The following is a 2,598-nucleotide window of genomic DNA, read 5'->3' on the forward strand; positions in this document are numbered from 1 at the left end:
TGCAGCAGGACGACGGTGGACGCGTGGCGAATCATCACCCCCTTGGGCCGGCCGGTGGAGCCGGAGGTGAAGATGACATGCGACAGGTTCTCCGGCCCGACGCCGCTCTCCAGCGCCGTCTCCGGCTCCGCCGCGAGCGCGGCTCCTTCGACGTCCAGCAGCAGCGTGGCCGGACCCTCCGGCAGCCGGTCAGCCAGCGCGGAGTCGGTGATGACGAGCGTCACGCCGGCGTCCTCCAGCATGTAGCCCAGCCGCTCGCGCGGATACGCCGGGTCCAGCGGCACATACGCCGCGCCCGCGGCGAGCACGCCCAGCATGGACGCCACCAGGTCCGGCGTGCGCGGCAGGCAGATGCCCACGCGCACCTCCGGCCCGGCACCACGGCGGCGCAGCGCATGGGCGATACGGTTCGCGCGGCGGTCCATCTCCGCGTACGTCACCCGCTCGCCCCGCCACACCAGCGCGGCCGCGTCCGGCGTGCGCGCCGCCTGCGCGCGGAACAGGTCGTGGACGCACAGGCCGGCCGGGTAGGGCCGGTCGGTCGCGTTCAGGCCTTCGAGGACGAGGCGGCGCTCCGCCTCCGGCAGCAGCGGCAGCCGGTCCACGGGCCGGTTGTCATCCGCCGTCATCTCCTGCAGCGTGCGGAGCAGATAGGCCGCGTGGCGCTCGGCGGTGGCGCGGGCAAAGAGCGCCGTCGCGTACTCCAGCGTGCCGACGATGCGCCCGCCGCGCTCCCACAGCGACAGCGTCAGGTCGAACTGCGCCGCGTCCGCATCCGCACCGCCGGCCTCGGAGACGGTGAGGCCGGGGAGATGCAGGTCGCCGCCGGGGGTGTTCTGCCACGCGAACATCACCTGGAACAGCGGGCTGTACGCCCGGCTGCGGGTGGGGCGCACCCGCTCCACCACCTGCTCGAACGGGATGTCCTGGTTGCGCTGCGCCTCCAGCGCGCGCGCCTTGACCCGGTCCAGCAGCCCGCCGACGGTCGGCCCGCCGGACAGGTCTACGCGCACGGGGAGCGTGTTGACGAAGAAGCCGATCAGCTCCTCCACCTCCGCCCGTCCGCGGTTGGCGCTCGGCGTGCCGATGACGACGTCGTCCTGGCCCGAGAGCCGCGCCAGCACCGCCGCCCATCCGGCCAGCAGCGTCATGTACAGCGTGGTGCCGTGCCGCTGCGAGAGCGCGCGCAGCGAATCCGACAGCCCTTCGTCCAGCTCCACCGCCAGCGACGCGCCCGCAAAGTCCTGGCGCGCGGGACGGGGACGGTCGGTTGGGAGTTCGATGAACTCCGGCGCGCCGGACAGCGTCCGTGTCCAGTAGGCAGCCTGCGCCTCGAGGAAGGCGCCCTCCACCGAGCGGCGGTGCCACGCGGCGTAGTCGGCGTACTGGATGGGGAGCGGCGCGAGCGGATCGGCCTCGCCGCGCGCAAAGGCGGCGTACAGGGCGCCCAGCTCGCGCACGAACACGCCCATCGACCAGCCGTCGCTGACGATGTGGTGCATGATGACGAGCAGCACGTGATCGTCCTCCGCCATCCGCACCAGGCGCCCGCGGAGCAGCGAGCCGTGCGCCAGGTCGAACGGCGCAGCCGCCTCCTCCCGCGTCAGCCGGTGCAGTTCATCCTCCGCATCCAGCGCGGCGTGGAGATCGTGCTCCACCAGCCGGAACGCGCTGTCCGGCACGGAGGCGATGCGCTGCACGGGCTCGCCATCCACCGCGGGAAAGGTCGTGCGCAGCGCCTCGTGCCGCGCGACGACGCCGTCCAGCGCACGCATCAGCGCATCCCGGTCCAGCGCGCCGCGCAGACGCAGGCGCAGCGGGACGTTGTAGGCGCCGCCCGTTCCGCCCAGCTGCTCCAGGAACCACAGCCGCTGCTGCGCGAACGACAGGGGGATGTCGCCCGTGCGGTCCACCGGCGCAATCACCGTCTCCACCGACCGCGCGGCCGACTGCAGCCCGCGCGCAAAGTCCGCCAGCACGGGGCGCGCGAACAGGTCGCCCGGCGCGGTCTCCACTCCGAGCACCTGCCGCAGCCGCGATGCGACGCGCACGCCCAGCAGCGAGTGCCCGCCCAGGTGAAAGAAGTCGTCGCCGCGGCCCACGCGGTCCACGCCCAGCAGCTCCGCCCAGATGGCGGCCACAGCCTGCTCCGTCTCGCCCACGGGCGCCTCGTACCCGCGGACGCCGAACGCATCCGCGTCCGGCGCGGGGAGCGCCTTGCGGTCCACCTTGCCGTTGGGCGTGAGCGGGAGCGCATCCAGCCGCACGTACGCCGCGGGCACCATGTACGCGGGCAGACGCTCGCCGAGGTGCGCGCGCAGGGATTCCACCTCCACCGCGCCGGGGCACATGCAGTAGGCCACCAGCTGCCTGCCGCCCGCGGCGTCGTCGCGCGCCATGACGACGGCGGCCTGCACCTGCGGATGCTCCAGCAGCCGCGCCTCGATCTCGCCCAGTTCGATGCGGAAGCCGCGCACCTTGACCTGAAAGTCCGTGCGGCCCAGGTACTCGATCTCGCCGTCCGCGCGGCGCCGCACGCGGTCCATCACCCGGTACATCCGCCCGCCGGGTGCGCCGAAGGGGCACGGGACAAAGCGC

Annotated in this window: 1 protein-coding gene; it reads right to left on the bottom strand. The window is 73.7% G+C overall.

Annotation, left to right across the window (positions count from 1 at the left end):
• Window positions 1–2,598 (bottom strand): condensation domain-containing protein (locus tag HNQ61_RS28155; protein WP_183685871.1); only part of this gene is annotated, 2,598 nt, incomplete at both ends.

The sequence above is a fragment of the Longimicrobium terrae genome (genome assembly GCF_014202995.1).
Taxonomy (GTDB): domain Bacteria; phylum Gemmatimonadota; class Gemmatimonadetes; order Longimicrobiales; family Longimicrobiaceae; genus Longimicrobium; species Longimicrobium terrae.